Below are 25,014 nucleotides of genomic sequence, written 5' to 3'. Positions count from 1 at the left end.
CATCTGTGCTTACGATGTGGGGGTGACGACGAAAGAACCGACCACACGCATCCGCAGGAGCCCCGAACAGGTCCGCACGGCCGTCCACCAGGCGGTCATCGACCTGCTCTCCGACCCGGACGGCGAGGACCTCAACATCCCCGCGATCGCCCAGCGCGCCGGCGTCAACCACACCAGCGTCTACCGGCGCTGGGGCAGCCTCGACGCACTCCTGGCCGACATGGTCACCACCCGCCTCGAACGCGACTCGCCGCTGAACGACACCGGCAGCCTGCGCGGCGACCTCCTCGCCTGGGCCGAAGCCAGCGTCAGGAGCATCCGCACCCCCCAGGGCCGCGCCCTCGTGCGCGCCGTCATCCTGTCCATGCCGAACAACCCCCAGGACCAGACCGAGCGGACGCAGCACTTCCAGCGCCGCATGCGCTCCATCGAACAGATCCGCCAGCGGGCCATCGCCCGGGGCGAGGACCCGCCACCCGTGGAGCAGATCCTCGACCAGCTCATCGCACCGTTCTACGTCCGGTCGATCTTCGGCATCGACCTGCCGGCCACCGGCTACCCCGAGCTCCTCGTCGACCGACTGCTCGGCCCCGCGGACGCACCGGGCACGGACTGAGCCCGGCCCACCCGAACCGGGCCCCCTCCCCACCCACCCGACCCGCGGTCGGCGACCGTCCCCCTCGTCGCCGGACCCAGGTCAGTCCGGGTGCCGCGTGGTGCCGCGAACCCCCGGGAGCGTCTGTGCGACGCTCCCGGGGGTTCGCGGTCGACAGCCCGGACATGGCCCTGGCGGCAGTCGGCTCCCGGGGCCGGTGCGCGGTGTCCGTGCCGGCCGGGGCGCCGCCCGGCGAGGAGCACGGGTCGAGCGGGCGGAAGGCCGGCACCGGGAAGCCGAGCGTCTTCGGCCCGGGGCCCGCCTCGCTCGCCCGGCGGCGTGAACTCCACCTCGGCCGCCCGGGACTTCACCGTGCTGGCTCCGCCCGCGGCTGTGGGCCGGGGTGCCGGTCCGGTCAGGTGTCCGCGGTGGGCTCCTGGTCCCGCTGGGAACGGCGGAGCTGTTCGTTGATGCGCAGGGCTTCTTCGAGTTGGTCTTCGAGGATGACGATGCGGCAGGCGGCCTCGATCGGGGTGCCCTGGTCGACGAGGTCGCGGGCGCGCATGGCGATGCGTAGCTGGTAGCGGGAGTAGCGGCGGTGGCCGCCGCCGGAGCGTAGCGGGGTGATGAGGCGGTGTTCGCCGAGGGCTCGCAGGAAGCCGGGGGTGGTGGCGGTCATCTCGGCGGCGCGGCCCATGGTGTAGGCGGGGTAGTCGTCGTCGTCGAGTTTGTCGGATGCGTCGGGGCTGGTCGTCGTAGTCACTGCACCTCTCTGGTTCTCGGGGAGAACGCGTCGAGGGGCCCCGGGGCCGTGTCGGCTCCGGGGCCCCGAAGGGGAACAACACCATCTACCGGCCTGGGCCGGTCCTGTTACTTCCGCACCGCCCCGGGGGAGGGGGTGTGCGGGGATCGCGTATGCGTGACCGGAAACCACCGTCCTTGCCTTGGGGTCTGCGGTGTCCGCCCGGGCGAGTGTTCACGGGCCGGGCGATCCTGATGGCGCTTGCGCCCTCCGTTCATCCTCTGTACTGAACTGTCATTTCCGTACTGCCGGTACTGCTCATACTGCTGGTACTGCCGGTACTGCACCTGCTGAACTGCGTCCTGCTGGTCGGTGGCCGTGACGGCCCACCGGTCCGGCAGCCAGCCCCGTCGGCCGTCCTGCACCTGCGCTGGCCTGGAACCCCACTGCCTGGACCTCCTCGACACGCGCGCCCGCAGTCTGGGCGCCTTTGCCGAGGCCCTGCTTGTCTGGCGACTGCCGGGTACTGCACTCACTGAACTGCGTACTACCGGTACCGCTGGTGGCGGCCCCTGATACCTGCGGGCCGCCCGGTCCGGCAGCCAGTCCCGTCGCCGTCCTGCACCTGCTGGCTTCGGAGCTCCACTGCCGGACCGAACTGCGAACTTCCGTCCAACAACCCGGCCAGTTCGTGTCTGGCCGGTATCGCCGACTGCTGTCTACGAGAGAAACGTTAGACCCGCCCGCGAGCAATGTCTACTCCGGCGCGCATAGATTTTGCGGCGCCCGCGAGTGAGGTAGTCTCCCGCCGCGCGGCGGCGACAACCCCCCGAGCCGCCGCCGCGCGCCCGGTGGGCGAGCTCCCGCACGGTGCCGGTGACGGTCTCCACCCGGTTCCGGGTCACGCCGCGGCGACGAGGTCGGCGCGGCCGAACAGGAGCGCGTAGCCGCGGGGCAGGTCGGCGAGAATCCGGTCGGTGAGCGGGTCGCCGGCCAGGTCGGCGAGGGCGGCCAGGACGGAGGAGACGTCCCAGCGTGCACTGGTGAGGCTGGTGCTCAGGGCGCGGGCGGCGGCTTCGACGAAGGCCGGGGCGGCGACCGGCTCGGGCAGCGGGATCTGCGAGGCGAAGACGGCGCGGGCCCGCTCGGGCAGGGCCGCGGCGAGGTCGCAGCGCTCCTCACCGGTGAGCTGGCTGCCGAGGGCGGCCAGGACGGCGTGCAGGACGCGTTCCGCCTCCTCGTCGGTGGTGTAGCGGCCGAGGGTGCGGACGTGCTGGAGAAGGAGGCGGTACCGGGTCATGGCGGTGGCCTTCCGGGGCGGGGCCGGCCGGGCGGGTGCGGCGGGCGGCGCGGACGGGTTCAGGGGCGGCGGCCGGGCTGGGGCCGGCCGAACAGCAGGTCGTAGCCGGGCGGCAGCTGGAGCAGGACACGCCCGGTGAGGTCGTCGCCGGCGGCGTCGGCCACCGTGGACAGGACGGCGCCGATGTCCCACAGCGCGGTGTTCTCGGTGGCGCCCTCGATCCAGGCCGCCGTCGCGCGCGCGAACCGCTCGGCACTGAGCGGCTCGGCGGCCTGCAGCGGGTTGAGCAGGATCAGGGCCATGGTCTCGGGCAGGCGGGCGGCCAGTTCTGCGCGCACCCGACCTACCAGGTGGGCGCAGAGCAGGGCCAGGACGACCCGCGCCGCCCGCTCGGCCTCCTGGGGTGTGTCGTATTCGCCGCGTTCCCGGACCTCCTCCAGGAACGCCTCCCATCGAAGAGTCACCGCGGTTCTCCCTCCATCCCGAGGAACCGGTGCGAACGGTGCCCGGTCAGGGTTCGACGGCCAGGCGCCGGTGCAGACCGGTGAGTTCGAGCAGCCGGGCCACGCGGTGGCGGGCCCCTCGCAGGCTGAGGCGCCCACCGCACCGGTCGGCCTGGTTGCGGGCCCGGACGAGGGCGCCCAGGCCCGCGCAGTCCATGAACGTCACCTCCGACAGGTCGAGCACCACCTCCCGGTGCGACTCGAGCGCGGCGGCCAGGGCACGGCGCAGTGAGGGGGCGGTGTCGAGGTCGATCTCGCCGCCGGCCCTCACCACGAAGGGTTCGTGTTCTCGTCCGTCCATGGCGCGTTGCTCGGTCTCGGGCCGCCCGCTCCGGGGCCGGCCCCGGAGCGGGCGGCGTGCAGCCGGGGCGTTGCGCGCCGCCCCTCGGGGGGGATCAGGAGCGGCGCGCAACAGTCCGGGGAGGGGGGTCAGGCCTGGATCTGCTTGCGGTCGCCGTTGTGGCTGATGGCGATCTTGCGGGGCTTGGCCCGTTCGGCGACCGGGATCTTCAGCGTCAGCACGCCGGCGTCGTAGTCGGCGCTGATCCCGGCGGGGTCGAGGGTGTCGGAGAGCATGACCTGGCGGGAGAAGACACCGAGCGGGCGCTCGGACAGTTCCCACTTCACGTTGTCGCCCTCGTGGCGGGGGCGGCGTTCGGCCTTGACGGTCAGCATGTTCCGTTCGACGTCGATGTCGATCGCCTGCGGGTCCACCCCGGGCAGGTCGAAACAGATCACGTACTCGTCGCCGACACGGCAGGCGTCCAGCGGCATCGGGGCCGGCCGGGACCAAGTGCCGTTCGTACCCAGGAACTGCTGGGTCAGCCGGTCCAGCTCGCGGAACGGGTCAGTGCGCATCAGCATCGCGAAACACCTCCACTGATCGATGGGAGCCAGTGCGCTTCACCTGAATCTGTTCTAACATGTCATCCATCCGATGACAAACCCCCGAGTCGCCCAAGGAGTGACACCAATGGGAAAGCGGCCCGACCCGCCCGCCACCGGGGGCAGCCCACCCACAGGACCGGCGTCCTTCCTCGCCGCAGCCGCCGCACTCGCCGCCATCGACGACGCCGTCCGCACCGCCCGGAACACCAGCCCGGCCACCCGGCCCGGGGCCGGTGCACCGGACGAGGGACCGGAGCCGGCCCTGGCCGCGCTGGTGCTGCTGCGCGAGCTGCGCAGCGAGCTCGCGGGCTGGGAGGCCGGTCTGGTGGAGAACGCCCGTGACGCGGGTGCCACCTGGGCGGAACTCGCCCGGCCCATGGGCGTCGCCAGCCGCCAGGCCGCCGAGAACCGTTACCTGCGCCTGCGCCCCGCCGACAGCGGCTCCCCCGACGCGGAGACCGGCGCGGAGCGGGTCAAAGCGGTGCGCGACCGGCGGGCCGCCGAACGCGCGGTCACCGTCTGGGCCCGGGACAACGCAGCCGACCTGCGCGTGCTGGCCGCCCAGGTCACCGCCGCGCCCGGCCTCACCCCCCGGGCCCGTCCCGCGCTGACCGCGCTCACCACCGCCCTCGGCGCCCCCGACCCGGCCGACCTGATAGCGCCCCTGGCGGCGATGCGCCCCCACCTCGCCGCCCACCCCGACCTCACCGACCGCCTCGACACCCTCACCGACCACACCGAACGCCTGCGCCATGACAGCGACCGACGACGCACCTGACCCCCACACCACCGCCGAGGAACGCTGGCAGCACATCGAAGACCGGCTCACCGCCATCGAACGCCGCATCCGCGAACACAGCACCGCCGCCATCGCCACCGTCGAGGCCTGCCTGGCCAGACTCGACACACTCCGCCACGACCTGGCCCACCGGCCCTGGCCCCCGCAGTCCTCCCCCGCGCCCGCGGCCCCTCCGAGCGTCCCGCCGCAGCCGGCGCGAGCCCCGACGGCCGACCCCTTCGACACGGCGGGGCGTCGGCGTACGCGGACCGTCCCCGACGCGCCGCAGCACCGCCCCGCCGACAGCCACCGGGCCACCGACGGCGCAACCGTGTGACAGGAGTGTTCCTCCGGCGCGGGGTTCCGGGCATCGGCATCACCGCACAGTGGGCCGTGCGGCCGACCGCGGCACGCCGATGGCGGTGGTCCCGGCAGGAAGACAGCGGAACCACCGCCACGGCGCCGAAGGTCGATCAGTCCTTGAAGGCGTCCTTGACCTTCTCGCCTGCCTGCTTCACGTCCGCCTTGGCCTGGTCGGCCTTGCCCTCGGCTTCCAGACGCTCGTTGCCGGTCACCTTGCCGACGCCCTCCTTGACCGCGCCCTTGGCCTTCTCGGCAGTGTTCTCGATCTTGTCGCCGGCACTCATGCGGACCTCCGGTTCGTCGAAGCTGTCGGCACGGCGCCTGCCCCCGCCCGCCCGGAAGATTCCTCCGAATATTCGCCGCGGCCCGGGGCAAGCGGATCGCCGACGCCGACTATGGAGGTCGAGATGGTTCCCCTTCTTCTTGTTCTGCTGCTGGCACTGCTCCTCTTCGGCGCGGGCTTCGCACTGAAAGCCCTGTGGTGGGTGGCGGTCGTGGTTCTGGTGGTGTGGCTGCTCGGCTTCGTGGCCCGCGGTACCAGCGCATCCGGCAGCCGCGGCCGCTGGTACCGCTGGTAGGCGTCCGGGCGCCAACGCCCGGACGAACGAGGCAGCGTGGCGGGGAACGCACCGGGTGCGTTCCCCGCCACGTCGTGCCCGACCCGGCCGCCGCCCGTGAGCGATCCGCCGGTGTGACAGAATTCCCGTTCGTGGCCATCCGATTACTGCTCGCCGACGACCAGGAGATGGTCCGTCGGGGGATGCGGCGGATCCTCGAGAGCCAGCCGGACATGGAGGTGGTCGGCGAGGCGGCGGACGGCGTGGCCGCGGTGGAGGAAGCGGGCCGGCTGCGGCCCGACGTGGCGCTGGTGGACATCCGCATGCCGCGCATGGACGGTCTGGAGGTGGTCCGCCGGATCGCCGGCCCCTCGGCGGCGGACCCGGTCAAGGTCGTCGTCGTCACCACCTTCGACCTCGACGAGTACGTGTACCCGGCGCTACGCCACGGCGCCTCCGGCTTCCTCCTCAAGCGGTCGGGCCCGGCCCTGCTGGTCGAGGCCGTCCGGGCGGCGGTCGCGGGCGACAGTCTGATCAGCCCGTCCGTCACGGTGCGGCTGCTCAGGCACGTCACCGGCGTCCGGCCCGACGGCCCGGCCCTCGTCGAGCCGCTCACCGGGCGGGAGGAGGAGATCGCCGGGAAGGTGGCCGAGGGCAAGACCAACGCCGACATCGCCGGGGAACTGTTCATCTCGCCCGGCACCGTGAAGACCCACGTGGCCAGCATCCAGCGGAAACTGGGCGTCCGGAACCGGGTCGGCATCGCCGTGCGCACCTTCGAGAGGCGATACGCGGCCGGCCGGTCGGGCGGGTGAGCCACGGTCCGGACACCCCGGACGGCCTGGACGGCCTGGACGGCCGGGTGCGCGTCCGTCGCTCCGGCGCGAACGCGGATCCTCGTCACGGCAAGATCCCTCACACCGGGCCTTCCTGACGACCAGCCACCTCTTCGCCGAGCGTCCGGCCCTGTTGCATAGGCTCGGTCCGTGTGCACCCGGTCCCTGCCTGACACCCGTCGTCGACGCATGCTCTGCGCGATGGCCGTGGCCCTGATCGCGGCTCCCGCGACGATCGCTCCACCGGCGGCGCTGGTCCCGGCGGCCGTCGCCGTCCTCGCCGTGGCCGCGGCGATCCTGCGCCGCCCGCCGGGCCCGGCCTCGCCGGTCCTGGCGGCAGGCCTGGTCGCGGGGATCTCACTGATCGCCGACGCCGTCTGCCCGGGACCGCGGAACCTGGTGGCCCTCTGGCTGCCGTTCGAGTTCGCCGCGTTGCTGGTGCTGGGCGGGCGGGTGATCCGGCGGGCCGACCCGCGCCGGGCGTTCCTCGCCGGAGGGGTCCTGGTCGCCGCCCTGCTGGCCCTCCCGCTGCGCTTCACCCTGCGCCTGCCGCAGCCGGCCTTCGGCCCGTCGGTGGTCGCCGTCGCACTGGCCACTTTTCCGGCGGCCTGCGCCGTCGGCGTCGGGCTCCACCTGCGGGCCCAGGACGACCAGCGGGCCCGCGCGGTGCAGCAGGCCCGACACGACCAGCGCCTCGAAGTCGCCCGCGACCTGCACGACTTCGTCGCGCACGAGGTCACCGGCATCCTGCTGGAGGTGCAGGCCGCCCAGGTCTGCGGGTACGACGAGCAGCAGAACCTGGAACTCCTGGCCCGCCTGGAGGCCGCGGGCCTGCGGGCGCTCGACTCGATGGACCACACGCTGCGGACCCTGCGCGACCCGCAGGCCTCCGCGGACGCCGAGCCGCCGCCGACCAGGGTGCACGGCCTCGCCGACATCCCGGAGTTGGTCGACCGCTTCCTCGCCTCGGGCGCCGCCGGCGCACTCGTCCTGGAACCGGGGCTGCCCGGTGCCGCGCCGCGCGAGATCGAGGACGCCGCCTACCGGATCGTCCTGGAGGCGCTGACCAACGTCCGGCGGCACGCCCCGCGGGCCGAGCGGCTGGACGTGGAAGTGGTCCGCACCGTCCATGCCGCGGGCCCCGCCGTGCGGGTGACCGTCACCGACGGCGGACGGCCCCGCGGCCACCGCGGCAGCGGCGGCCCGGCCCGCCGCTCCACGGGCGGGACGGGGCTGGCGGCGCTCGCCGAACGGACCGGCGCCCTCGGCGGCACCCTGTCCGTCGGTCCGCACGCCGACGGCTGGCGGGTGCGCGCCGTCCTCCCGTTGCACCCCGCACCGGCGACCTCCTGACGCACCCGCGTCGGCGCGTTCCCGACGCCCCCGCGCCATCGCCCTCCGGACTCACTGCCCTCACCGGACGCACCGAACGCACCGGACGCACCAGGCCGTTCGGCCTACCCGCCGCCCTCCCACCCGCCAACCCGAGCGGCGATATCTGCCGAACGGCAGATGGCAGGAGCCCGCGGATGGGCGAGGCTTCCACCGTGTCCCGCGCGGCGTCACGGTGCTCCGCAACGGCAGGGAGACGGACGTCAGGGGCTGAGCCCGCACGGTCCGACGGGGAAGAGGAAGACGATGCTCGAACTGACCGACGTGACCAAGGTGTACCGGGGCGGCAAACGCGCCGTCGACGGCATCACGATGCACCTGGGCCCGGGAATGCTGGGCCTGCTCGGGCCCAACGGCGCCGGCAAGTCCTCGCTGATGCGGATCGTGTCCACGGTCACCAGACCGACCAGCGGCCAGGTCCGCTACCAGGGGCGCGACGTGATCGCCGACCCCGACCGGCTACGCCGCGAACTCGGCTACCTGCCACAGGACTTCGGGTCCTACCCGAACCTGACCTCGCGGGAGTTCCTGTCCTACCTGGCAGCGGCCAAGGGCCTGTCGGCCCGCTCCACCCGGGCCCGGATCGACGAACTGATCCAGCTGGTCAACCTGACCGAGGCCGTCAAACGCCCTCTCGGCAAGTACTCCGGCGGCATGCTGCGCCGGGTCGGCATCGCGCAGACCCTGCTCGCCGACCCCAGGGTCATCGTCGTCGACGAGCCGACGGCCGGCCTCGACCCGGAGGAACGGGTGCGCTTCCGCAACCTGCTCAGCGACCTCGCCGCCGACCGGATGGTGATGCTCTCCACCCACATCGTCTCCGACGTCGAGTCGGTCGCCGCGGACATCGCCGTGGTCGCCCGGGGGCGGCTGCTGCGCCGCGGCTCCCCCGAGGACCTGCTCCGGGAGGTCGACGGACAGGTCTGGGAGCTCCTGACCGCCCCCGCCGACGTCCCGGCCGTGCAGGCCCGCCACGTGGTCAGCCGGATGGTCCGCACCACCAGCGGCGTGCGCCTGCGGCTGCTCTCCGACGCCGCACCCGCCCCGGACGCGGTCCCGGTCCCGCCTGACCTGGAGGACGCCTACCTCGCCCTCGTCCACCGCAGCGGCGAACCGGCCACCAGCCCTCAGGCGGTGCTGCGGTGAACCTTCGCGCCCTGGCCGCCCTGGCGGTCGGCGACTTCCGCGACCGGGTCCGCCGCCCGGCGTACGCGGTGACCCTGCTCGCCGCGGTCGGCCTCGGCTACCTCGCCGTACCGGACGCGGACAGCACCTGGGTGATCATGGACGTCGGCGGCCACCGCGGGATCTACAACAGCCCCTACGTCGGCACGGTCACCGCCCTCGCCGGCACGCTGTGGCTCACCCTCGGCGGCTTCTACGTGGTGCGCAGCGGCATCGCCCGGGACCACACCACCCGGGTCGGCCAGGTGCTGGCCGCCACCCCGCTGCGCACCGGCGGCTACCTGTGCGCCAAGTTCCTGAGCAACCTGCTGGTGCTCGGCTCGATGCTGGGCGTCCTCGCGGCCACGGCGCTGGCGATGCAGCTGGCCCGTGGCGAGGACCGCTCGGTCGACCCGGTCGCGCTGGTCGAGCCCTTCGTGCTGCTCGCGCTGCCGCTGATGGCGCTGACCGCGGCCGCCGCGATCCTGTTCGAGACGGTGCCGCTGTTGCGCGGCGGCGTCGGGAACATCGTGTGGTTCGTGGCGGCCCTGGTGCTGTCGCTCGGCGGCCAGTCGGCCTCCGCTCCGCTGGGCGGCCTCGGCGTGCACCGGGTGGCGCGGTCGATGGACGCGTCGATCACGGCCCAGCACCGGCAGGTCGGCGAGGGCGGGTTCAGCCTGGGTCTCACCCAGGTCGCCGAGCCGCTCGACACCTTCCTGTGGACCGGCTTCGACGTCTCGGCCGGCTTCGTCCTGGACCGGCTGGTGCTGCTCCTGCTCGCGGTCGCGGTGGCGCTGCTGCCCACCGTGTGGTTCGGCCGGTTCGACCCCGCCCGGTCCCGCGGCGGCGCCGCCGGCGGCGGGCCGTGCTCGCGCCGCGCCTTTCCGCGGGAGCCGGTGGCGGCGCCCCGGGTGCCCGTTCCGCGCGGAGCGGACCGGGAAGCGGATCCGTCCGCCCGCTGGTCCACCGCGCCGGGCGCACTTCCGCGGACCGAGCCCGATCGGGCGGGTGCGTTCGGCCGGCTGCTCGCCGGCGAGGTGCGCATCCTGCTGCAGGGCGTCTCGCCGTGGTGGTGGCTGGTCGCGGCGGCGCTGACCGTCGCGGGCTTCGTCGTCCCGATGAACGCCCTGACCGGGCTGCTCCTGCCCGCCGCCTGGCTGTGGCCGGTCCTGATCTGGTCCCGGCTGGGAAGCCAACAGGTCGAGAACGGGCTGGAGGTCCTGCTCGGCGCCTACCCGGCGGCCCGGCGCCGTCTGCTCGCGGAGTGGGCCTCCGGGCTCGTACTCACGGCGGTCGCCGGCGTCGTACCGCTGCTGCGGATGCTGGCGGCGGGCGACGGCGCCGGAGTGGCGCACTGGGCCGGCGGCGCGCTCTTCATCCCCTCCCTGGCCATGTCCCTGGGCACGCTGAGCCGCACCCATCGGGTCTTCCAGGTCGTCTACCTGCCGCTCTGGTACCTCCTGGTCAACAACGTGTCAGCCCTCGACTTCATGGGCGCCGTCCGGCCCCACGGCCGCCCGACCGGCCCCAGCCCCGTCCTCGTCGCGGCACTGTCCGCGGCGATGCTCGCCGCGGTCTTCGCCGTCGACACGGCCCGCCGAAACGCCAAGGCCTAACCCCGACCGTCCCCCGGCCCCCGGCGACGGGGTCCACCGGGGGCGCCCCCGGCCCACACCTCCACCACACCGGGAGCAGCCGCGGGCCCATGCCGGTGGCGGGTCGGTCGGCCGGCCTGGTCAAGGGCGAAGCTGACGACCAGGCAGAGATGCGGCACGGCCGCTCCGGCCGGCGCCAGCCGCACCACCGACGCGCGGTCCGCGGTCCGGGTCCAGATGACAGGTGACAGGTGACGGACGCGGCTCTCTGCCGCCGAGGATCGATCCGCACCGGGCGCTAACCGGCCAGCTGCGCCAGCCACGGATGTCCGGGGTGGACACGCTCCAGCCACCCGCGGAGGGTGTCCCGCCGGGCCTGGCCCAGCAGCGGCAGCGCGCCGTCGAAGTCCGCCTGGTCCTTGGGCCGCGCGGCCTTCGCCTTGAACAGCAGCACCAGTTCCGGCAGGAGGTAGGGCGTCCCGTCCGCCGTCCGCTCGATGACGGTGTCGTACGGCAGCCGCAGGCTCTCGTCACGACGGCAGATCCAGGTCGCGCCCTGGTGCGGCTCGCGGAAGACGTCGAACAGGAACCGCCCGTTCGCCGGATCCCGCACCCAGGTCTGGTGGGTGGCCGCCAGCGCTTCGGGCCCCGCGTCCGGCCAGACCCGGCCCGAGCCCGCCGCGTCGAAGGCGTACTCGGGGAAGCGGTCCCGGATCTCGGGGAATCCCGCCGCGGGCACCGCGATCTCCAAGTCGCCGTGCGGGCGCGACTGCCTCCCGCGGAAGAGGTCCAACGCCCAACCCGCGGCGACGCACCAGGGCGCGCCGACCCCGCCCAGTCGCTCCGCGACCTGTTCCGGCCGCCACGCGTCCGCCCACCGGGCGTCCAACTCTTCCGCGTCGAGCACAACACCGCCGGGCGGCAGGGATTCGGTCACCGCCACAACCTACTCCCGCGTCCCTGCCCTGGTCGGCCGATCCTCGGAGGCGGCCTCGAAACCTCCTGGAGGCGGTGAAGCAGTCGCCGGCTCCTGCGAATCCGGGTACCTGGCCGGCAAAGAACCTGGGTGCCATCAGGCTCGTGTTCCACGCTGCCGCCTTATCCGGCCCGAACCCTCGAGGAGTCGTGATGACGGGCGAGTACAGTTGGCTGATCTACGATCATGAGCCCATTTCAGTGGTTCTGACCGACCCCGGACCTCGCCCCGTCGAGGCCGTGAAGCCCTCGCCGAGGTGCGGCAGTAGAAGCCACAGACCACTTCCACGGAACCTGCGGCCAGAACACTCGGTTGTCCCTCGACCACCGCCCAGGCAGAATCAGCGCATGGCGACGTGAGGAGCAGCGGCCGGACGGAAGTCCTGGCGCACGTGGGGGAACGGCTGGTCCGTCCTCGACGGTGACCGCAGGATCTGCAGGGTGTGCCACGAGCCCGTCCGCTCCTACCAGTACCGCTTCCATCCGCCCGATTCCTCCAGCTTCGAGCGTTGCATCGGGTTCGCCTGGTGCTCGGGGTGCCGGATCTACTCGGGCGCCATGGTCCACGTTCCTCGCAGGCGCGTCCTGGTCGACGCCCTTGCCTCGCTGCCCGCCGACGACCGCGACCGGTCGCTCCGGAAAGAGGCCGCGCTGGTCGACTACCTCGACGGCCGCGGCATCGGCCACCGCTGACCCGGAGGCCTGCAGCCCCGGCGTCGAACTCCCCCGCCCGCCGGTGAGGTGGCGCCGCGTCCAGCGATCCGGGGGCTGCGTGGGCGCCCGCGCAACAGACCCAGACGCCTGGTTGCCGACCGGGGCTACGACTACGACAAGTACCGTCGCCTGCTGTGGAAGCGAGGCATCAAGCCGCTCATCGCCCGTCGCGGCGTTGCCCACGGTTCCGGCTTGAGCCGCACCCGCTGGGTGGTAGAGCGGACGTTCGCCTGGCTCCACCAGTTCAAGCGCCTGCGCATCCGCTACGAACGTCGAGCAGATCTCCATCATGGCTTGCTTCAACCCGCCTGCGGCCTCATCTGCCTGCGACGGCTTCGCAGGGCTCCGGCGAGCGGTGGCCCCGACACCGCAGGGGTCGGGGCCACCTCAGGGGCTGGATGGGTCAGCTGAAGCTGACGTCGTAGACGCTGGCGCCGCGGGGGGTGAAGCGGGCACTGCCGGTGAGGCCCTCGTACTTGAGGGTGCCACCGGTGACGATCGCATCGAAGGACTGGAGCTCCGCGCCCGGGTGCGCGATGGGCCGCACGCTGGTGATGGCGATCTGAGCGTCGCCAGTGAACTTGAGCACGGTGCTGCAGAGCACCTGGTCCTGGGTCGAGCCGATCTGGTCCTTGACGCAGTTGCCGAAGGCGGTGCCGATCTGGTTGCCGTCGAGGTCGTTGACCTTGGCGCGATTGCCGTAGGGAACGCCGATCACCGGAGCCCCGGACAGTGCTTCGGAGCCGGTGTAGTCGAGGATGAGGTCCGGTACCTGGGCGGCCCGGGTGGAGCGGTTCTTGTGGTCCTGCGGGGTGTCGCTCGCCATGGCGGGCACACTGACCGCGACGGCCGTGCCGACGGCCGTCGCGGCCAGGACGAGGGCGAGGGTGCGCTTGGTCGGGAGGGCAGGGCGCATCGATTCTCCTTCAGTGCTTCGGGCCTGCTGCCCGAATCCGGTGAAATCTGATCACACCGGGCGAAAGCGCCGGGACGGCTGCAGTACCCCGGACCTGATGCCAGGAGAGCCCTGTCGGCCTTGCACCCCAAGGCCTCATGTCGTCCACGAACAGCGCGGATTGGACGCATGCGTGAGCACGGCTATCACCCGCTCGAGCAGCAAGATTCACCTGCTCGGCTTCACGAGCACCACCGACATTCTGAAACGATCAGTAAGCCGTGCGCGTCGTCCCCGCCGCCTGCGCCCCGAGCAGGTCGATCATGGCGTCGAGGGGCTTGGCCGCCTCCGCCGCCGCCCGGGCCGGATCACCGGAGCGGATCGCCTCGTACAGGCCCCGGTGCAGGTGGACCGGCGGTCGGGGCAGGTCCGCGAGGACGTTCGCGCGCCGCAGGCTCTCGGCCACCGCACTGACCAGCCCCTGGTACAGCTCGATCAGGACGACGTTGTGCGAGGCCTCCAGCACCGCGCGGTGGAAGGCGACTCCGGCCGCGACCCGGTCGGCCTCCCCCTCGCCCTCCCCCTCGCCGTGGCCGTCGCCGTGGAGCCGGTGCCAGGCGTCGGCGAGCCGGTCCAGGTCCTCGGGCGTGCGGCGTTCGGCCGCCGCCCGCGCCGCTTCCACCTCCAGGGCCCGGCGCGCGGCGAGGATCTCGCGCAGGTCCACCGTGCCGAAGCGGCGCCGCAGGATGCCTTCCGTGTCGGTGCGCGCCCGCACGTAGACGCCGTCCCCGTGCCGGATCTCCAGCACGCCGGCGTGGGCGAGCGCCCGGACCGCCTCGCGCATCGTGTTCCTGGCCACGCCGAGGAGTTCCATCAGCACCGGCTCCGGCGGAATGCGTTCGCCCACCCTCCAGCGTCCGGCGGCGATCTCCGCCAGCACGGTCTCCGCGATCTGCTCGACGCGCGAGCTCGACCCGACCTTCACCATCCACTCCCCGAGATCACTAGAGGGTCAATGATTGACTCTCCGACAGGTGACATGATTCCCTTCCCGACATGGATCTCGCAACCCGGGCAACTCCCCCGGCCACCACCACCGTTCACCGCACCGGGCGTCTCCGGACCGGCGGCGCCGAACTGAGCTGGCACGCGGACCAGGCCACGACGCCGGTGGTGTTCGTCCACGGCTCCTTCGACGACCACACCAGCTGGGACGGCGTCGTCCCGCTGCTCCCGCCGGGCGTCACGGCCGTCCGCTACGACCGTCGCGGCCACTCCGACAGCGGCGCGCCGGGCCGGAGCGTCATCCACGAGCACGTCGGCGACCTGGTCTCGGTGATCACCGAGGTCTCCGGCGGCAGCGCCCACGTGGTCGGCCACTCCTACGGCGCCCTCGTCTCACTCATGGCCGCGGCCCGCCACCCGGAGCTGGTCCGCAGCGTGCTGGTCCACGAACCGCCCGCCTTCCCCCTGCTCACCGGCGACCCGGTCGGCGAACCGATGCACGACGCGGCCCGGGCCCACGTCGTCACGGTGGCCGAGCACATCGAGGCGGGCCGCACCGAGGAGGCCGTCGCCCTCTTCGCGGAGCAGGTCGCCTTCGGCGAGCGCTGGCGGGACCTGTTCGACGAACCGCAGCGCGCCATGCTCGCGGCCAACGCCCAGACGTTCCTGGACCAGTTCCGCGACCCCGACCACTACGCGCTGGACCTCACCGCACTGGCCGCGAGCCCCGTCCCGATCACCCTCACGGTCGGCACCGACGGCCCGCCCGCCGTTCGCCGGATCACCGAGCTCCTCGCCCGACGACTGCCCGCCGCCACCGTCCACACCCTCACCGGCGCCGGCCACGCACCCCACCTCAGCCACCCCGCCGAATTCGCGACCGCCCTCACCCACCACCTGGACCGCACCCGCGGGGCCTGATCCTGCAGCCCCCTTCGCGTTGCCCCACGAGCGGGGTGACGCCGCCGTCCCGGCGGAAGGCGGAAGGCGGAAGGCTGAAGGCTGAAGGTGCCCGCAGGTGACGGACGTCTCCGCGTGCCGATCACCAGGACACCTCAGAGGCCCGACCCGTCGAGTCGGCGCCCCACGCTGCTACGTAGCCTGCGGTTCCGTTCGAACGAGAGGGGGGTTTCCGAGTGGACGTCGAGCAGCTCCACAGCGCGATCGAGCTCCCGGAAGGGTCCTGGTGGGACTGGGACGTCGTCGCCTGGGATCGTGACCGGTTCCGGCTCGCAGCCGGATACGACCTGACCTATCACCACTCGCTGGAGCTGGTGTTCACCGCCCCGGTGTTCGTCAGCTGCCCGGCGAACTTTCACGATCCCCGATTTCGCGCCCCCACGTCCGAGGAGCTGGCGAGGATCACGGGCCGGCTCGGTGAGACGCCGTCCGTGCTCGTCGCCTTCGAAGCGGACGCGGGCGGGTCGGAGCCCGTCTCGTGCCTGATCGCCGCGGACCGCCTGGACGTCGTGCAGGAGACCGTCTTGCGGTACTGGCGCGAGGACGTGACACCTGGTCAGCGGTTCGCACCATGGGTGCGGCCTCCGGGCAACTAGCGGCGTCGACTCGGCTCAACTGCGCGGTGGTGAGCGTCTTCTCCGGTCGGACGAGGACTGCGGCCGAGAGTTCGGCGAACAGGTCTGCGGGCAGTCGTGCGTCCACGGTCCGCAGCGCGGCCAGGGCGGTCCTGGCCGGGCCGGACGCGCCGTCGACGGCCAGCCGGACGTGGTCGCGGGCTCGGGCGAGGATCTCCTCGGTGTCGGGTGCCAGCGCCGCGTACAGCTGGAGGAATCCGCGCAGGTTGCCGGGCCGGTCGCCGCGCAGCAGCCGGCCGAGGCAACGGTCGATCAGTTCGGCGCGGTCGAGCAGGCCCTCTTCCGCAAGGGCGGTGAGCGCCTTGGGCCACTCGTTGTCCGGGCCGGAGCGGGCGGCGTACGGGTCGGCGAACTCGGTTCCGACGTCGGGGACGTCGAAGAGCCGGCGGACGAACTCGGTGAGCCGGGGCTGGGCGCGCAGCCAGGAGAACAGGGTGTCGTGGTGTGGCGCCGGCTCGCGCAGGCCTCGGTCGGCGAACCATTCGCCGATCTCGCGGTGGCGGTGGCGCATCAGGCTGCCCTCACGCATCCAGCCGGTCACGTAGCCGTCGGTGGCCGGTGGTTCGGTGCCGGACCAGACGGCGAGGCCGGGGGAATGCGGATGCCTGCTGTCGGCAGCCTGCTCCGCGCGGGTGCACCTTGTAGCCCTTCGGAGCACGCGGCGTGCACGACCGCAGCATTCTTCCTATCGTCGGCAGCACTGAGTGGCACCGCGCAGGGTCGGAACGCGGACGGCTGGGACGAACAGCAGCACGTCGGAGCCGGCAACGGCCTGCCCGATCCTGCCAGACCGTGACACAACGCGCTCGCCGCCCTGCACCGCAACACGACCGTCCGCCAGCACGGATCCGCGATCCGGCGTCGGACGGGTCGACGTGCCGAACACCCCGCTTCGAGGAGGATCCACCATGCCGTACGCGTCGTTCGCAGCCCCCGGTACCGCTCTCGCCGCGACGGGAGTGGCGGCCGGGCAGATCTGGCCCGTCGTCATCGCCACCGCCCTGGTCCTGTCCTCCATCGCCGCCGTACGCCTTTCCTTCCGACGCGGCCGCGGTCCGCTCCACAAGTGACGCCCCCGGCCCCCGTCGGACACGTGCCGCTACCCAGTGCCGAACACGCTCCGCCCCGCGCACTGTTGCTGCTCGCCGTGCTGCCAGTGGCCGCCTTCACGGCCTGGGCCGCGGCCCACACCGCCGCCCTCATCGCCCACATCCACCATCACCACGGAGCCGGAGCACTGGCCGCCCCCTGGCTGATCTCCTTCCTGCTGCTGTGGTGGGTCCCCCTGTCCTGGTGGGAGCGGCCCCGCACCGCCACCCCCGAACAGCAGCACGGCCTCGACCGGCTGCGGGTCACGGTGCAGATCCCCGTCTACAACGAGGACACGGCCGCCCTGCGGGCCTGCTTGCACTCGGTCCTCGCCCAGTCCCGCCCCGTCCAGCGCATCCGTGTCGTCGACGACGGCTCCGTCCGGCCCGACGGCACCCCCATGACCTACGACGAGGCCCGGGCCGAATTCGCCCGACTCGCCGCCGCCGCCGGCATCGAGGCCACCTGGGACCGCACCTCCAACCGCGGCAAACGCCACGCCCAGATGCACGTCCTCGCCAACGACGACGCCGACGTCTTCATCACCCTGGACAGCGACTCCGTCCTCGACTGCCACGCCGTCCGTGAAGGACTCAAGCCCTTCGCCGACTCCCGGACCCAGTCCGTCGCCGGACAGGTCGTCGTCCTCAACCACGACGCGAACGCCCTCACCCGCCTCATCGGCTTGCTCTACCTCCCCTTCACCCGGGGTCTGCGCAGTGCACAGTCCGTCCTCAAACGCGTCACCATCAACTCCGGCACCCTCGCCTTCTACCGGGCCGACATCGTCCGCGACGCCGCCGGCACCTACGAGAACGAGCAGTTCCGCGGCCGTCCCATGCAGATGAACGACGACTCGATGCTCACCTTCTACGCCATGCTCGCCGGAGACACCGTCCACCAGCCCTCCGCGCTCGTCTTCACGCTCGCCCCCGAACGCCTCCCCCACTACCTCAACCAACAGCTGCGCTGGATGCGCGGCACCACCGTCCGCCACCTGTGGTGGCTGCGCTACCTCCCCGCCACCGGCATCGTCTTCTGGACCACCGTCGCCGAGTACCTCCACCTCGCGCTCGGCCTCGTCATCCCCGTCGCGCTCCTCACCATGGCCGACTACCGCGCCCACCTCGGCGACATCGCCCTCTACGGCCTGGCCATCGCCACCGCCATGAGCTACCTCATGGCCCTGCGCCTGTTCACCGTCTCCCGCTCCGACATGACCCGCCGCCAACTCCTCACCTGCTTCGCCTGCGCTCCCCTCGCCGCACTCTGGCGCACCCTCGTCCTGCGCCCCATGTACCTCTACGCCATGGCCACCTGCCACCGCGTCAACCGCTGGGGCACCCGTCAAGACGTCGAAGTCGCCCTGCCCCACCCGCAGGTCTCACCGGCAACGCGGTGATCAGCACCGAAGGAGCCCCGCCGCACCACTGAGCAGTGGCGCGTTCCTCCACCGCTCGCTCCGGCAGGGTCACCTCGCGGGCCGACGGACACACGCCGCCGGTGGCCGGGCAACCCCGGGGCTGCCGAATCGACGGCAAGGCGCAGCCCCGGGCACATCCGGCGCGGGCCCGGAGGCCACCCCTGCGGCGATGTCAGCCGTGTGCCACCGCCCGCATGCGGCCCGGCGCACCTCAGGGCAGTCTCGGCTCCAGGCGCCACGGGCGGGCGCCCCCGGCAGACCCGCCCGCCCGGTCGACCGGCAGGACACCACGGAGGACAGCGTGAAGAAGCACCTCGGCATCCCGGCTGCCCGCCCATGACCAGGTACTGAAGCTGCTTCGGGTTTCCCGTCGAGGAGCGCACGGCCTCCGGGGCGATGTCGACCCGGCCGGTGAACCCGAGGCCCCGGGTCACGTAGTCGGTGATGTTCGGCACCGCGAGGAACGCCTTCCCGTCCTCGGCGGTGCACGGGCGGTACGGCCCCCAGGTCTCTGCCACGGTGGCACTCCCTCCTCGGGCCCGGCGCCGGGCCTGCTCGGACGATCGCTGCCCGGGACCATCCCGGGCAGCCACCCCTCTCACTGCCGAAACCGCTGGTCGGAGGGGCTTTCGGGCAGGTCTCCAGAAGTCGTCAAAAAAGTTTCGATCTCACCTGCAACCCTCGCGGGCCCCGCACGTCTATGTGAGTGAGCGGCGGGGAAGCCCGCCGCGGCGGACCGCAGGCAGACCGGGAGCACCGACTCCCGGGCCTCGGATCCTGCCACCGCACTCATCGCAATCCATCGAGCAGCGACACACGTCTGCCGATGAAAACACCCCGGGGGGTATTCAGAATGTCCATTGTGCGTGCACGTCGTTCCCGCTCCGCGGTCCTCACCGCCGCCACCCTCGGCGCGCTGCTCGCCACCGGCGCCGTGGTGGTCTCCCCGGCCGCCTACGCCGCCGACGCCCCGGCCCCGGCCCCGGCCCCGGCCGCCACCGCCGCCGCCCTGGCCCCGACCGCCACCGCGACCCCGACCCCGACCGCGGCGACCCCGGTCCCGGCCACCACCCCGGCCCCGGCCACGGCCGCCCCGACCGCGAAGCCGACGGCCGCCACCCCGGCCCCGGCTGCCACCCCGACCACCCCGACCACCCCCGCCGCCCCGGCCGCCCCGGCCGCGAAGCCGACGGCCAAGGCCGCCGCCAAGGCCACCGCCGACGACAAGCCGTCGCTGACCGTCACCCCGCCGGCGTCGGTCGGCCGCGGCGGCCAGCCGGTCGAGTTCACCGAGACCGTCACCAACCCGGGCAGCACCGCGGCCACCTACAAGCTGAAGATCACCACCAGCGGCGCGGGCCCCGTCTCGGCGAGCGCCATCAAGGTCGACTACCGCGACGCGGACGGCACCTGGAAGCCCGTCACCGACACGGTCCCCGGCCTGACCGTCGCCGCCGGCGCCACCACGACGGTCCGGCTGCGCCTGACCACCGAGCTCGCGACCTACTGGTCCAACACCGACTCCACCATCACGCTCCGCTCCGCAGTGCTCGACGAGGCCGGTGCCGTCCTGGCCGAGAGCACCAAGGAGGTCGCGGCCAGGGCCATCACCCTGCAGGTCCAGAACGCGCCGACCACCGCCGTCGCCGGCGGCGACCCGGTCGAGTTCGACGTCGCCATCGCCAACCGCAGCGCCTCCGCCTACACCAACGTCGACAAGGTCATCGAGGCCGACCAGCACACCACCCTCCAGGTCCGGAAGGCCGACGGCAGCTGGCAGAACATCACCGGCGTCCCCGGCAGCAACCCGACCGTCGCCGACCGGGTCACCTACCACCTCTCCGACGACCGGACCATGGCACCGGGCGAGACCTTCACCAAGCACGTCCGGCTCGCCTTCACCGCCGACGCCCCGACCGGCACCGGCTACATCCACCCGTGGGCGAAGCTCGACATCGGCAGCGGCTACTCCCCCGTCACCGTCGGCCCCCAGTACCTCCTGATCAACGTCGTCAGCGCAGCGCCCACCCTGTCGCTCCAGGCACCCGCCTCGATCGGCAACGCCGGCGGGCCGGTCGAGTTCACCCAGACGGTCACCAACCCGGGCAACACCCAGGCGACCTACAACCTGGAGTTCGACGCCAGCAACCAGTACGCCCGCGGTGAGGGCCGCATCGCCATGGACCTCCTCGACGACGAGGGCGCCTGGAAGCCGGTGCTGACGACCTTCCGGCAGCAGAACGACGGGTTCCACTTCAAGGGCGGGTACGCCGGCGTGACCGTCCCCGCCGGCGCGACGAAGACGTTCCGGCTGCGCCTGTCCGCCCCGGTCAACAACGACTGGGCCGGCGCGAGCGGCACCATCAAGCTCTCCTCCTCCGTCCTCGAGCAGACGGGGCAGTACGTCATCGCCGAGAGCACCAAGGAGGTCGCCCTGAAGGCCCTCGACGTGTCGGTCAAGAACGCCCCCACCGCCGCCGTCGCCGGCGGCGACCCGGTCGAGTTCGACGTGACCGTGTCCAACGCCAGCGCCTCCCGCTACGACAACGTCCGCCCCGCCGTGCTGGCGGACCGGAACAGCGCGCTCCAGGTCCAGCAGGAGGACGGCAGCTGGCAGAACGTCTTCGGTGTGCCCAGCCGCCAGAACGGCGGCCCGGTCACCTACTACCTCACCGAGGACCGGAACCTGGCGGCCGGCGCCTCCGTCACCAGGCACGTCCGCCTCGCCTTCACCTCCCTCGCCCCCGTCGGCACCACCCACGTCAACCCGGAGGTCATCTTCGAGGGCGGGCAGGGCGCGCCCGCGAGCGTCGGCCCGCAGGGCTTCCCGGTCGACCTCACCCTGGGCTTCCCCACGGACGACTCCGGCAGCACGGGCGCCCCTGGTGCCACCGGCGCCGTCGGCAACAGCGGCAACAGCGGCAACAGCGGCAACAGCACCGTCGCCGCGGCCGGTCTGACCAGCGCCTCCGACACGAAGTCCGACACGGGTTCCGCCGGCGGCACGGTCGGCGGGTCCGGTTCCACCGGGACCACCGGCTCCGCCGGGACCGCGGCCTCCTCCGACACGATCCAGACGGCCGCCAGCGAGCTCGCCCACACCGGCTCGGACGGCACGCTGAAGGTCTCGCTGGGCGCGGCCTCGCTGCTCGCCGGCGGCATCGCGCTCATCGCCCGCCGCCGACGCAGCGCCTGACCGTCAGGGTACGGGTGCACCCACCCAGGGTCCGGCCCCTCACCGCCCGTCGCGGCGACGGGGCCGGCCCTACCTGCGGTACCGCTCCAGCTCGTCGACGGTCAGACCGTGGGTGCTGTGCATGGCGATCGAGCTGTAGGAGGAGCGGGCGACCCGCAGACGGGCCGTGCGCTCCTGCTCGACCAACAGCCCTTCGACGGTCTCGGTCCGGCCGTCGGGCCGCCGGTGCAGGTAGACCGCGAGGCCGGTCACGATGACGGCGAGGCCCGCGAACAAGGCGATCAGCGTGGCCATGGCCACCCCCTCGGGGAGCCGTTCAGCTGCCTGGACGTCCGGCTGTCGAAGCCGCCGAACAATCGGCATGTACCCGCACGGTCGGGCGGTCGAACCTTCGGGACGCCGCTCCGTGGCCCTTCGGACACGGTGCGCAGCGTGCCGGCCCGGCTCCCGGCGCACGGGCTGCCCGGGGCCGTCTGCGTGAGGAAAGGCCCTGGTCACGAGCCTTCCGGTCGCCCCTGAGAGGATCTGCGCCATGACAAGCACCATCCGCCGCTCCGCGGGCACCAGAACCCTCTCCGACGCCCTGCTCTCGCTGTTCGGCATCCGGCGGCTGAGCACGGAGAAGGACCTGGCCGACCTCCGGGCGGGCACCACCCTGCAGGTGTTCTGTTCGAGCCCGACGCTGGGCACGGTCAGGATGCTGTCGGTCGGCAAGGGCCGCACCGTCCCGCACACGGCCTCCGGCCACCTCTACCTGGCGGCCGACCGGGTGACCTGGCGCAACCGGCGCACCGGCGAGGACGTCGCCCTGACGGGTCCGTTCCGCCTGTCGCCGTCGGGCCAGAAGTCCCCGCTCCCGAAGATGGCGCGCCTGGACCTGGCGGCGGGCGACGCGCAGCACGTGATCGTGATTCCCAAGGCCGACACCGACCTGGTCACGCAGGTGCTGGAGGCGGCCGGCCGGTAGCCCGGCGCCGGCACCGCCGGGGTCCCCCTCGGCACGAGTGCCGAACGACCCCGCGGCCGGTCTCGGCAGCGGGGTCGTTCGGTATGGGACGTGCCGACCGTTCCGGCTCGGCCCAGCGGCCGGGAGGCCGGGCGGCCCAACAGCCGGGCGGCCCAACGGCCGGGAGGCCGGGAATCAGACCGCGACGAGCTCCCGCTCGCGCTGCGGCGTCCCGGCCGCGGGCTGCTTCCTGTTCGGCAGGGAGAGCCGGAAGACCTTGTGCCACGCGGAGAACACCTGCTTGGGCAGCGGCCCGGTGACGTACTCCAGCTCGTACTTCTCGAACAGTGCGCGCACCTTCACCGCGACCTCGGCGTACCGGTTGCTCGGCAGGTCCGGGAACAGGTGGTGCTCGATCTGGTGCGACAGGTTGCCGGTCATGAAGTGCATGGCCCTGCTGCCGCTGATGTTCGCCGAGCCCATCATCTGGCGCAGGTACCACTGGCCGCGCGTCTCGCCCTCGATCGACCGGCGCTCGAAGACCTTGACGCCCTCCGGGAAGTGCCCGCACATGATCACCGAGTGGGACCAGATGTTGCGGACCAGGTTCGCGGTGAACGTGGCGGCGAGCGTGGTGGGGAACGACGGGCCCGACAGCAGCGGGTGGATCACGTAGTCCTTGAGCACCTGCTTGCGGATCTTGCGGCCCACGGCCCTGGCCCGCGCGCGGAACTCCGGGTTCCTGCGGCGGCGCTTGCTCAGGTTCTTGCCGAGCTCCAGGTCGTACGCCGCGATGCCGTACTCGAAGAAGCAGGCGTTGAGGAAGTTCCACAGCGGCTGGCCGAGGTGGAAGGGGTGCCACTTCTGGTCCTCGTCGACGCGCATGATGCCGTAGCCGAGGTCGTTGTCCTTGCCGATCACGTTGGTGTACGTGTGGTGCAGCTCGTTGTGCGAGTGCTTCCACTGGTCGGACGGCGAGACGTGGTCCCACTCCCAGGTGGTGGAGTGGATCTTCGGGTCCCGCATCCAGTCCCACTGGCCGTGCAGGACGTTGTGGCCGATCTCCATGTTGTCCATGATCTTCGCCACGGACAGGCCGGCGGTGCCGATCAGCCAGGCGGGCGGGAAGATCGAGAACAGCAGGACGCCCCTGCTGGCCATTTCGAGCTTGCGCTGCGCCGAGATGACCTTGCGGATGTAGGCGGCGTCCTTCTCTCCGCGGTCGGCGATCACCTCGTCGCGGATCGCGTCCAGCTCGCGGCCGAGCTCCTCGATCTGCTCCGCGCTCAGGTGGGCGGTGGGGTCGATGGCGGTCAAGGTGCTCCTACCGTTCGATGTCGCAGGCACCCGCTGCCGCGGACACGCAGGTCTGGATGAGGACGCCCGGCTCGGCCTCGGTGATCTCGCCGGTGCGCAGGTCGCGGACGGCGCCCGCCTTGAGCGGCGTGACGCAGCCGAAGCAGACGCCCATGCGGCACCCGGAGGGCATGAGCACGCCGGCCTCCTCGCCGACGTCCAGCAGCGGCGTGGCACCGTCGGCCTCGACGGTCCTGCCGGTGGCACTGAACGTGACCTCACCGCCGCCACTGCCGTCGCCCACGACGACGGCGACGGCGGGGCGGAAGCGTTCGGTGTGCAGGCGCTCCCGGACGCCGTGCTCGCTCCAGCGCTCCTCCGCGGCGTCGAGCAGGCCCGCGGGCCCGCAGGCCCAGGTCTCGCGCTCGGCCCAGTCGGGCACGAGCTCGTCGAGCCGGGCGATGTCGAGCCGGCCGTCGGTGCCGGTGTGCACCTCGGTGAGGCGCAGCTTCCCGTCCGCGACCAGGCCGTGCAGTTCGTCGCGGAAGATCACGTCGTGCGGCTGCGGCGCGCAGTGGACCATGACGGCGTCGTCGAACTCGGCGTCGCGCAGCATGCCCATCACGGGCGTGATGCCGCTGCCCGCCGTCAGGTAGAGCACCTTGGCGGGCTTGGTCGGCGGCAGCACGAAGTCGCCGGCCGGCTGGTCGAGCTGGATCAGGGTGCCGGGTGCCGCCCTGCGGACCAGGTGGTTGCTGACCTTGCCGCCCGGGATCGCCTTCACGGTGATGGTGACGCGGCCGTCCCGTCGGTTCGTCGGCGAGGTGATCGAGTAGGAACGCCACAGGCGCCTCCCGTCGACGTCGACCCCGATGCGCACGTACTGGCCGGCCGTGTGGCCGCGCCAGCCCCGTCCCGGCCTGATCACGACGGTCGCGCAGTCACCCGTCTCGGGGTGCACGGCTTCGATGCGCCCCCGCAGGTCGGCGCCGGCCCGCAGCGGGCTGACCAGGTCGAGGTAGTCCGACGGCAGCAGCGGCGTCGTGACCATCTCCAGCAGTTTCCACGCCCTGCTGCGGAGGGCTGTACTCGTCATGGTTCCCAGCTTGCTGCGCCTCAGGGCGTAAAGTCCTGACCGTAGGACGTAAATCTGTTCGGCCGAATTGT

General features: G+C 72.6%; 28 protein-coding genes and 1 pseudogene. 17 read left to right on the top strand and 12 right to left on the bottom strand.

Annotated features, from left to right (window positions below; genetic code table 11):
- The first annotated feature begins 22 nt into the window (after positions 1-22).
- Complete coding sequence (locus tag AB0N04_RS10670) at positions 23-616, top strand: TetR/AcrR family transcriptional regulator C-terminal ligand-binding domain-containing protein (RefSeq protein ID WP_360220101.1); 594 nt, start codon at positions 23-25, stop codon at positions 614-616.
- 394 nt (positions 617-1,010) lie between these two features.
- Here AB0N04_RS10670 and AB0N04_RS10665 read toward each other — a convergent pair whose 3' ends face one another.
- The 5 genes from AB0N04_RS10665 to AB0N04_RS10645 form a co-directional block, all read right to left on the bottom strand.
- Positions 1,011-1,292 carry a MerR family transcriptional regulator gene (locus AB0N04_RS10665; protein ID WP_360220180.1) on the bottom strand — a complete coding sequence of 94 codons (282 nt, stop codon included), beginning with the start codon at positions 1,290-1,292 and terminating at the stop codon, positions 1,011-1,013.
- A 946-nt stretch (positions 1,293-2,238) separates the two neighbouring features.
- A complete protein-coding gene (locus tag AB0N04_RS10660; RefSeq protein WP_360220104.1) occupies positions 2,239-2,637 on the bottom strand; it encodes a DUF2267 domain-containing protein in 399 nt (132 codons plus the stop codon).
- A gap of 59 nt (positions 2,638-2,696) precedes the next feature.
- Positions 2,697-3,101, bottom strand: coding sequence for a DUF2267 domain-containing protein (locus tag AB0N04_RS10655; protein WP_360220107.1), 405 nt, complete (start codon positions 3,099-3,101; stop codon positions 2,697-2,699).
- A 46-nt stretch (positions 3,102-3,147) separates the two neighbouring features.
- Positions 3,148-3,441, bottom strand: coding sequence for an STAS domain-containing protein (locus AB0N04_RS10650; protein ID WP_360220110.1), 294 nt, complete (start codon positions 3,439-3,441; stop codon positions 3,148-3,150).
- 128 nt (positions 3,442-3,569) lie between these two features.
- Positions 3,570-4,004: an Hsp20/alpha crystallin family protein gene (locus tag AB0N04_RS10645; RefSeq protein ID WP_360220113.1), complete on the bottom strand. Its 435-nt coding sequence runs from the start codon at positions 4,002-4,004 to the stop codon at positions 3,570-3,572.
- Between the two features lie 109 nt (positions 4,005-4,113).
- On the opposite strand from AB0N04_RS10645, the gene AB0N04_RS10640 reads away from it, so the two are divergent.
- Together AB0N04_RS10640 and AB0N04_RS10635 are read left to right on the top strand one after the other, a co-directional pair.
- The gene (locus AB0N04_RS10640) at positions 4,114-4,806 is read left to right on the top strand and encodes a hypothetical protein (protein ID WP_360220116.1); all 693 of its coding nucleotides are present in this window, start codon (positions 4,114-4,116) and stop codon (positions 4,804-4,806) included.
- Positions 4,781-5,143, top strand: a complete 363-nt coding sequence (locus tag AB0N04_RS10635) for a hypothetical protein (protein WP_360220119.1) — start codon at positions 4,781-4,783, stop codon at positions 5,141-5,143. The genes AB0N04_RS10640 and AB0N04_RS10635 overlap by 26 nt, the downstream gene beginning before the upstream one ends.
- Before the next feature lie 136 nt (positions 5,144-5,279).
- On the opposite strand, the gene AB0N04_RS10630 is transcribed toward AB0N04_RS10635, so the two are convergent.
- Positions 5,280-5,453: a CsbD family protein gene (locus AB0N04_RS10630; RefSeq protein ID WP_360220122.1), complete on the bottom strand. Its 174-nt coding sequence runs from the start codon at positions 5,451-5,453 to the stop codon at positions 5,280-5,282.
- Between the two features lie 123 nt (positions 5,454-5,576).
- Here AB0N04_RS10630 and AB0N04_RS10625 point away from each other — a divergent pair, with 123 nt between their 5' ends.
- The 5 genes from AB0N04_RS10625 (at position 5,577) to AB0N04_RS10605 (ending at position 10,734) form a co-directional block, all read left to right on the top strand.
- Entirely contained in the window at positions 5,577-5,747 is a 171-nt protein-coding gene (locus tag AB0N04_RS10625) for a hydrophobic protein (RefSeq protein ID WP_360220183.1), read from the top strand.
- 131 nt (positions 5,748-5,878) lie between these two features.
- Positions 5,879-6,541, top strand: coding sequence for a response regulator transcription factor (locus tag AB0N04_RS10620; RefSeq protein ID WP_360220124.1), 663 nt, complete (start codon positions 5,879-5,881; stop codon positions 6,539-6,541).
- Positions 6,542-6,763: 222 nt separating this feature from the next.
- Entirely contained in the window at positions 6,764-7,915 is a 1,152-nt protein-coding gene (locus tag AB0N04_RS10615; protein ID WP_360220127.1) for a histidine kinase, read from the top strand.
- A 285-nt stretch (positions 7,916-8,200) separates the two neighbouring features.
- On the top strand, positions 8,201-9,100 hold the full coding sequence (locus tag AB0N04_RS10610) for an ATP-binding cassette domain-containing protein (RefSeq protein ID WP_360220130.1): 900 nt from the start codon (positions 8,201-8,203) through the stop codon (positions 9,098-9,100).
- Positions 9,097-10,734 (top strand): hypothetical protein, encoded by a 1,638-nt coding sequence (locus AB0N04_RS10605; RefSeq protein WP_360220133.1) that lies wholly within the window; start codon positions 9,097-9,099, stop codon positions 10,732-10,734. The genes AB0N04_RS10610 and AB0N04_RS10605 overlap by 4 nt, the downstream gene beginning before the upstream one ends.
- Positions 10,735-11,011: 277 nt before the next feature.
- Here AB0N04_RS10605 and AB0N04_RS10600 read toward each other — a convergent pair whose 3' ends face one another.
- Positions 11,012-11,650 (bottom strand): hypothetical protein, encoded by a 639-nt coding sequence (locus AB0N04_RS10600; RefSeq protein WP_360220136.1) that lies wholly within the window; start codon positions 11,648-11,650, stop codon positions 11,012-11,014.
- A 479-nt stretch (positions 11,651-12,129) separates the two neighbouring features.
- On the opposite strand from AB0N04_RS10600, the gene AB0N04_RS10595 reads away from it, so the two are divergent.
- Positions 12,130-12,381 carry a hypothetical protein gene (locus AB0N04_RS10595; protein ID WP_360220139.1) on the top strand — a complete coding sequence of 84 codons (252 nt, stop codon included), beginning with the start codon at positions 12,130-12,132 and terminating at the stop codon, positions 12,379-12,381.
- 60 nt (positions 12,382-12,441) lie between these two features.
- A pseudogene (locus tag AB0N04_RS10590) lies at positions 12,442-12,813 on the top strand (transposase); the annotation flags it as partial.
- Here the strand turns inward: AB0N04_RS10590 and AB0N04_RS10585 are convergent.
- Both AB0N04_RS10585 and AB0N04_RS10580 read right to left on the bottom strand, forming a co-directional pair.
- On the bottom strand, positions 12,806-13,318 hold the full coding sequence (locus AB0N04_RS10585) for a hypothetical protein (RefSeq protein ID WP_360220142.1): 513 nt from the start codon (positions 13,316-13,318) through the stop codon (positions 12,806-12,808). The pseudogene AB0N04_RS10590 and the gene AB0N04_RS10585 overlap by 8 nt on opposite strands.
- A 250-nt stretch (positions 13,319-13,568) precedes the next feature.
- A complete protein-coding gene (locus AB0N04_RS10580) occupies positions 13,569-14,285 on the bottom strand; it encodes an FCD domain-containing protein (RefSeq protein WP_360220145.1) in 717 nt (238 codons plus the stop codon).
- Positions 14,286-14,353: 68 nt separating this feature from the next.
- On the opposite strand from AB0N04_RS10580, the gene AB0N04_RS10575 reads away from it, so the two are divergent.
- The 6 genes from AB0N04_RS10575 (at position 14,354) to AB0N04_RS10550 (ending at position 21,605) form a co-directional block, all read left to right on the top strand.
- Positions 14,354-15,223 (top strand): alpha/beta hydrolase, encoded by an 870-nt coding sequence (locus AB0N04_RS10575; protein WP_360220148.1) that lies wholly within the window; start codon positions 14,354-14,356, stop codon positions 15,221-15,223.
- A 215-nt stretch (positions 15,224-15,438) separates the two neighbouring features.
- Positions 15,439-15,858: a hypothetical protein gene (locus AB0N04_RS10570; RefSeq protein WP_360220151.1), complete on the top strand. Its 420-nt coding sequence runs from the start codon at positions 15,439-15,441 to the stop codon at positions 15,856-15,858.
- A gap of 169 nt (positions 15,859-16,027) precedes the next feature.
- Positions 16,028-16,693 (top strand): hypothetical protein, encoded by a 666-nt coding sequence (locus tag AB0N04_RS10565; RefSeq protein ID WP_360220154.1) that lies wholly within the window; start codon positions 16,028-16,030, stop codon positions 16,691-16,693.
- A gap of 112 nt (positions 16,694-16,805) precedes the next feature.
- Positions 16,806-16,967, top strand: coding sequence for a hypothetical protein (locus tag AB0N04_RS10560; protein ID WP_360220157.1), 162 nt, complete (start codon positions 16,806-16,808; stop codon positions 16,965-16,967).
- A gap of 23 nt (positions 16,968-16,990) precedes the next feature.
- Positions 16,991-18,388, top strand: a complete 1,398-nt coding sequence (locus tag AB0N04_RS10555; protein ID WP_360220159.1) for a glycosyltransferase — start codon at positions 16,991-16,993, stop codon at positions 18,386-18,388.
- Between the two features lie 883 nt (positions 18,389-19,271).
- A complete protein-coding gene (locus AB0N04_RS10550; protein WP_363363969.1) occupies positions 19,272-21,605 on the top strand; it encodes an LPXTG cell wall anchor domain-containing protein in 2,334 nt (777 codons plus the stop codon).
- Between the two features lie 69 nt (positions 21,606-21,674).
- On the opposite strand, the gene AB0N04_RS10545 is transcribed toward AB0N04_RS10550, so the two are convergent.
- A complete protein-coding gene (locus tag AB0N04_RS10545; protein ID WP_360220165.1) occupies positions 21,675-21,899 on the bottom strand; it encodes a hypothetical protein in 225 nt (74 codons plus the stop codon).
- A gap of 238 nt (positions 21,900-22,137) precedes the next feature.
- Here AB0N04_RS10545 and AB0N04_RS10540 point away from each other — a divergent pair, with 238 nt between their 5' ends.
- A complete protein-coding gene (locus tag AB0N04_RS10540; RefSeq protein WP_360220168.1) occupies positions 22,138-22,572 on the top strand; it encodes a hypothetical protein in 435 nt (144 codons plus the stop codon).
- Positions 22,573-22,746: 174 nt separating this feature from the next.
- Here AB0N04_RS10540 and AB0N04_RS10535 read toward each other — a convergent pair whose 3' ends face one another.
- Both AB0N04_RS10535 and AB0N04_RS10530 read right to left on the bottom strand, forming a co-directional pair.
- A complete protein-coding gene (locus tag AB0N04_RS10535) occupies positions 22,747-23,868 on the bottom strand; it encodes an acyl-CoA desaturase (RefSeq protein ID WP_360220171.1) in 1,122 nt (373 codons plus the stop codon).
- A gap of 7 nt (positions 23,869-23,875) precedes the next feature.
- Positions 23,876-24,943 carry a ferredoxin reductase gene (locus tag AB0N04_RS10530; RefSeq protein WP_360220174.1) on the bottom strand — a complete coding sequence of 356 codons (1,068 nt, stop codon included), beginning with the start codon at positions 24,941-24,943 and terminating at the stop codon, positions 23,876-23,878.
- Positions 24,944-25,014 lie beyond the last annotated feature (71 nt).

This window comes from Kitasatospora sp. NPDC051702 (assembly GCF_040681575.1).
Classification (GTDB): Bacteria; Actinomycetota; Actinomycetes; order Streptomycetales; family Streptomycetaceae; genus Kitasatospora.
This window is presented reverse-complemented; position numbering and strand designations above follow the sequence as displayed.